Source organism: Amycolatopsis samaneae (genome assembly GCF_039541975.1).
GTDB classification, from domain to species: domain Bacteria; phylum Actinomycetota; class Actinomycetes; order Mycobacteriales; family Pseudonocardiaceae; genus Amycolatopsis; species Amycolatopsis samaneae.
Genome location: NZ_BAABHG010000012.1, coordinates 345,463 through 351,637 on the forward strand (window position 1 = coordinate 345,463; position 6,175 = coordinate 351,637).

At 67.5% G+C, this 6,175-nt stretch carries 4 protein-coding genes and 1 rRNA gene; all 5 read right to left on the minus strand.

The genetic code is table 11. The features are described 5' to 3' along the window. Nucleotides 1–77: 77 nt before the first annotated feature. Nucleotides 78–512 carry an acyl-CoA thioesterase gene (locus tag ABD987_RS30565; RefSeq protein WP_345401640.1) on the minus strand — a complete coding sequence of 145 codons (435 nt, stop codon included), beginning with the start codon at nt 510–512 and terminating at the stop codon, nt 78–80. A 105-nt stretch (nt 513–617) separates the two neighbouring features. Continuing rightward, a complete protein-coding gene (locus ABD987_RS30570) occupies nt 618–3,593 on the minus strand; it encodes a bifunctional [glutamine synthetase] adenylyltransferase/[glutamine synthetase]-adenylyl-L-tyrosine phosphorylase (protein WP_345401643.1) in 2,976 nt (991 codons plus the stop codon). 91 nt (nt 3,594–3,684) lie between these two features. After that, the gene (locus ABD987_RS30575; protein ID WP_345401646.1) at nt 3,685–4,818 is read right to left on the minus strand and encodes an inorganic phosphate transporter; all 1,134 of its coding nucleotides are present in this window, start codon (nt 4,816–4,818) and stop codon (nt 3,685–3,687) included. A 94-nt stretch (nt 4,819–4,912) separates the two neighbouring features. After that, entirely contained in the window at nt 4,913–5,668 is a 756-nt protein-coding gene (locus tag ABD987_RS30580) for a type 1 glutamine amidotransferase (RefSeq protein WP_345401649.1), read from the minus strand. A gap of 381 nt (nt 5,669–6,049) precedes the next feature. Then, nucleotides 6,050–6,167 (minus strand): 5S ribosomal RNA (gene rrf, locus ABD987_RS30585). Between the last annotated feature and the right edge of the window lie 8 nt (nt 6,168–6,175).

A 6,175-nucleotide genomic window follows, 5' to 3' on the forward strand; every position in this document is an offset into this window, starting at 1 on the left:
GTAGCACCAACAGCCACGCCGGTGGCGGGGAGCGGTAACGCCCTCGCCACCGGCGTTTTTGTTGCCCAGCAGGCGTTTCAGTCGGCGGTCGACAACACCTTGATATCGACACCGGCACGCTCGAAACGCCCACGCGGATCATCGACGAGCTTGCGGCGCTCAAGATCCATCAGCCCCAGGGTGCAGGTGATCTCGGCGGCCAAGGTCCCATCAAGCTTGACGATGCTCGAGTTCATGTGGAATGTCTTGCCGCTCCCGAACGTGGTATCGCAAGTGACGTCAACCACATCTCCCGCCCGCAGCTCGCGGCGAAAGACGACGTGCGTCTCAAGCATGACCGATGCGAGCTTCTCCTCGTGCAACCCTCCCGAGAGCCCTCCGGCCAGCTCCATCAGCTCCAGCCGGGCCACCTCGGCATATGAGTGGTAGACGGCGTGGTTGAGGTGGCCCAGAGTGTCCAGCTCGTAGTGGCGGACCTTCACCCGGGTCCGGAATGGTTCGCGCTCAGTCACCCGCCCACTGTAAGCGTCGCGTCCCGACCTCGCGCAGAGGAAGCAAGGGACCTTTGCTGCCGCGCGGCGATAGCAAAGGTCCCTTGCTTCCCTCGAAGGTGAGGGTCAGCTTTCGTAGAACAGGCGCTCGACGACGGTGTGGGCGCGGCGGGTGATGCGTCGGTAGGTATCCAGGAACTCGCCGGGGTCGTCATCGGAGGCGTAGCCGAGGACTCTCGCCACGGCGGTCAGGTCGCGTCCGGAGCTGGGGATCTCGTCGACGGCCTTGCCCCGGACCAGCATTCCCGCGTTCCGGACCCGGGTCGCGAGCAGCCACGCCTCGGTCAGGGATTCGACCTCCGCCACGGCGACGAAGCCAGCTGTTTCGAGTGCGGCGAGCGCTTCGAGAGTGGATGTGGTCCGCAAGGCGTCGACCTCGTGCGCGTGCCGAAGCTGGAAGAGCTGCACCGTCCATTCGACATCCGCCAGGCCGCCCCGGCCGAGCTTCGTGTGCCGGGTCGGATCAGCACCCTTCGGCATCCGCTCCGTCTCCACGCGTGCCTTGATCCGCCGGATTTCCCGTACACGAGCGGCATCCAGTCCGCCGTCCGGGTAACGAACGGGGTCGAGCATCGCGACGAAGCGCTCGCCGAGATCGGCGTCCCCCGCGATGAATCGAGCACGCAGCAGGGCCTGTGCCTCCCACACCTCACCCCAGCGCGCGTAGTACGCCCGATAGGACTCCAGCGTCCGCACCAACGGTCCGCTGCGCCCCTCGGGACGCAGGTCGGCGTCCACCACCAATGCCGGATCCAGGCTCGGCGCGCCCAACATCTTCCGTACCGTCTCCGCGACGGACGAGGCGAAACGCACCGCGTCCGCATCGGATACACCTTCGGTCGGTTCGCACACGAACAGGACGTCGGCGTCGGAACCGTAGCCGAGTTCAGCACCCCCGAGACGTCCCATACCGATCACCGCGATCGCGGCGGGCGTGCGGCCGAGCTCGGCCTGCCGTTGGCGGTTCGCCGTCGCCAACGCTCCTTGCAGCACCGCCACCCACACACTGGACAGCGCCTCACACACCCGCTGGACGTCGAGTAGCCCGAGAAGATCGGCACAGGCGACCCGCAGCATCTCGTGACGCCGCAACGACCTCGCTGCCGCCACCGAGGCGTTCAGCCCGGGCTGCCGGCGCACGGCGGCTCGCAACGACGTCGCGACTTCGGCGGGAGTGCGGCCGGTGAGCCGAGCCGGGTCGCCCAACAACTGCAACACCTCAGGCGCCCGCGCGAGCAGGTCCGGCACGAGCCGCGAAGTGCCGAGCAAGAAGGCCAAGCGCTCGACCACTGCGCCCTCGTCCCGCAGGACGCGCAGGTACCAGGGTGTGTCCTCGAGGGCCTCGGACACCTTGCGGTAGGACAGCAGCCCCCGATCGGGGTCGGGCGTGTCCGCCAGCAGGTCGAGCAGCACGGGAAGCAAGGCGTTCTGGATCGCGGCTCGCCGGGAGACACCCGCGGTCAGTGCCTTGATGTGGTGAAGCGCGCCGTCCGGCGCCGCATAGCCGAGCGCGGCCAGACGGCTGGCAGCCTGCTTGGTGGTGAGCCGCAGAGCCTCGGTCGGCACGTTCGCCACCGACTGCAGCAGCGGCCGGTAGAACAGCTTCTCGTGCAGCTTGCGGATGCCCTGGCCATGTCGCCGGAACTCGGCGAGCAGCACCTCACCGGAGCTCTTGCCGCCCGCGGGGCGCACTCCGATCGCACGCGCCAGGATCCGTAGCTCATCAAGATCCGACGCTTCCGGGAACAAATGGGTTCGCCGCAGGCGGCGCAGTTGCAGCCGATGCTCGACGGTCCTCAGGAACTCGTAGGAGGCGCCGAGCTCGGCGGAGTCCTGGCGCCCGACGTAGCCGCCCTCTCCCAACGCGGCCAACGCATCCATAGTGGACGGTGAACGCAGGTCCGGATCGATCCGGCCGTGGACGAGCTGGAGCAGCTGTACCGCGAATTCGACGTCACGCAGGCCGCCGCGACCGAGTTTGAGCTCGCGCTCGGCATGCTCCGACGGGACGTGGCCCTCGACCCTGCGGCGCATCTGCTGCACCTCGGCGACGAAGTTGTCCCGATCGGCGGCCGACCACACGAGGGGTGCGACCATCTCGCTGTACTGCCGTCCCAGCTCGGCGTCGCCCGCGACCGGCCGTGCCTTGAGCAACGCCTGAAACTCCCAGGTCTTGGCCCACTTCTTGTAGTAGCCGGCATGACCGTCGAGTGTCCGGACCAACGCGCCCGACTTGCCTTCGGGCCGCAGCGCCGCATCGACTTCGAAGCAGGCGTTGCCGACGACGCGCATCATCGTGCTGGCCAGGCGGGTGCTGACAGCGAGGTCGGCACCGCCGACGAAGATGACGTCGACGTCACTGACGTAGTTGAGTTCACGGCCGCCGCATTTACCCATCGCGATGACCGCGAGTGTGTCATCCGCTTTCGCACCGACTTCTGCTTCCGCCACCGCCAGACCGACGATCAAAGCGGCTTCGGCCAGCTGCGTCAGCTGGCTCGCGACCTCCACGTAGTGCGGATGTTCCAGGCCCGGCTCGACGAGGTGGCCGAGGTCCGCCGCAGCGATGCCGAGGATCAGTTCGCGATAGGCGAAGCGAAGAACCTGCTCGGCCTCGTTCCCGGTGATCAGGGTGCCGTCGGGACGGCGCAGTTGCTTCATCAGCAACTCGGCGTAGCAGGCCGGGTCGGTGCAGTTCTTGCCGGTGAGTGAGTGCCAGCTCGGCGGGTTGGCGGCGAGGAAGTCGACAAGCGCGCTGGACGTACCGAGCACACCCAGCAGACGGCCCCGGAAGGTCCGGTTTTCGCGGAGTGCTTCGTCAAGCTCCGTCCAACCCGCCCCGTCCGCCTCACGGATCCTGTCGAGACCACGGAGGGCCAGATCCGGATCCGCCGCGCGGGACAATGCGGACAACACGTCGGACGCCGCCGCGCTCGGCCCGGCCGTGTCCCACCAGCCGGCAGCACGAAGCTGCTCCTCGGCCCGGCTGTCGGTGAAGCCGTACCTCGCCGCGGATGCGGTCAGTCGAGCGCGGTCTGCCATCGCGCCCTACCGTAGCCGAGCCGCCGCTCCCGAGCCCTGAGGAGCAAGGGACCTTTGCTATCGCCGGGCGGTAGCAAAGGTCCCTTGCTCCTCAGGCGGCTAGTTGGCGGGGTTCGGCGTCGGGAGCGGAGGGTTCGGGGACGTGGAAGCTGTGAGCGGTGATGGGGCGACGGCGTGACAGCAGGTAGATCCCGAGGCCCACCGCGATACCGACCACGCCGACCACGATGGTGCCCGCGCTGCCGAGCGAGGCGGTTTTGCCCGCGATTGCTCCCACGATCGCAGCGGCGGGCAGCGTGAACAGCCAGGCAATCACCATGCGTCCCGCCATCCGCCAGCGGACCGGTGCCTCGCGGCGTCCGACCCCGGAGCCGATGATGCCGCCGGAGCAGACATGGGTGGTCGAGAGCGGGAAGCCAAGCCGTGAGGAAACCAGGATGACCAGGGCCGAGCTGGTTTGCGCGGCGAATCCCTGGGGGCCCTCGATATCGGTGAGACCTTTGCCGAGGGTGTGCGTGATCCGCCAGCCACCAAGGTAGGTGCCGAGCGCCAGCGCGCAGGCCGCGCTGATGATCACCCATACGGGTGGAGCGGCGCCCGAGGGAAGCAGACCTCCGGAGACCAGGGTCAAGGTGATGACGCCCATCGTCTTCTGTGCGTCGTTGGTCCCGTGTGCCAGCGAGACCAGAGAGGCGGACACGATCTGTCCTATCCGGAATCCCTTGCTCGCCGGACGGCGCCGGACCAGGAACCGGTAAACCAGGTATGTCACGGCCGCCGCCACCAAGCCGGCGATGACGGGGGACGCGGCGGCCGGAAGCAGCACCTTGTCGACGATCTTGCCGAAGTGGACGGAGTCCGAGCCCGCCGACACCCAGGTGGCGCCGATCAGTCCGCCGAAGAGTGCATGCGAGGAACTCGATGGCAGGCCGACGAACCAGGTCAGCAGGTTCCAGACGATGGCGCCGATCAGACCTCCGAACACGATGGCCGGGCCGACCTTGGTGTCATCGACGAGGCCGCTGGAGATCGTCTTCGCGACCTCCACCGAGAGGAAGGCACCGACAAGGTTCAGCACCGCGGAGATGGCGACGGCGACGCGTGGGCGCAGTGCTCCTGTCGCGATGGACGTCGCCATCGAGTTCGCGGTGTCGTGGAAGCCGTTCGTGAAATCGAAAACGAGAGCCGTGACGACTACGACCACGACCAGCAGCGAGGGTTGCACCCCGACCTCCGAACACTGTGGGGATACCTCCCGCAAAGTACCTGACCGGTCGGGTGAACCGTTAACGGCCCGTATGTATTCGAGACCTACGCCGTTAAGCCAGAGGCAAGGTGCGTTGACTGTCCGCAGCAGGCTCGAGTTCGCCCTTGACCAGCTGGACGAACCGGTGCGCGAACGGCCGCCAGGTTTCGGCGATGTCCGCGTGCGATGCGATCAACGCGTCCCGCTCGAACACGCCCGGTCGGGTGAGTTCCGCCATTTCGGGTTCATCCGCAGCCCACAGGGCCACGATGTCCGGAGTGGTCTCGATATGGAACTGGACACCGTAGACACAACGGTTGAATCGGAACGCTTGGTGCGGGTACCGCGGCGCGGAGGCCAGCAGCTCGGCACCTGCGGGGAGCCGGGTGATCACGTCGTTGTGAAACTGCATGACGTCCTGGATCAGAGGCAGCTCGGCGAAGAGCGGATCCGTCCACGCGGCGTCCTTCTTCGTGACCAGGGCGGGCCCGACTTCCGGCCCCTCGGAACCGACCTCGATCGCGCCACCTGTCGCCACAGCGAGCAGCTGGGCGCCCAGGCAGATCCCGAGCGTCGGGAGCCGGGCGGAGGCGGCGCGAGCGAGCAACCGCCGAACATCCACGAGCCACGGATGCGCGGCATCGTCGAGCGCACCCATCTCGCCGCCCAGACAGATAATCCCTCCGTAACCCTCGATGTCGGCCGGCAGGTCCTCGCGGCCGGGGATCCGAACGTCCAACTCAGCGCCCGCCTCCAGGAGCCAGTCCCCGAGCGCTCCCACGGGGTCGAACTCCGACGGCTGGACGATCAGCAAGCGCGGTGAAGTCACCAGTCCAGCCTACGGACGACCCCGAACAGGAGCGAGGGACCTTTGCTATCGCCGGACGGTAGTAAAGGTCCCTCGCTCTCATCGCGGGGACGGCTGGGGTCGGTGCCTGTCCGCAGGCTGTCGTGGGGTTTGGCTGGGCGCGGGGGGGAGGGCTCTCGACCGGGGCAAGATTTCTTCCCACGTGCCGCGGCGGGTGTGTGGAGTTCGCGGCGCAACGGTGGGAGCCTCGGGAGGAACCGCGGAGGCGGCAGTCCGGTACCTGTACGGGCTGCGACGCTCGGTCGGTGCCGACGCGTCGTGTGGTTGGGCAACAGAGAAAGGGCCCTACCCGGGAGAACCAGGGGGTTCTCGACCGGGCAGGGCCCTTTTCCTTCAGGTAATGTTCGGCGGTGTCCTACTCTCCCACAACCCTTCGGTTGCAGTACCATCGGCGCTGTCGGGCTTAGCTTCCGGGTTCGGAATGGGACCGGGCGTTCCCCGCGACGCTATAACCACCGAAACTCTGCG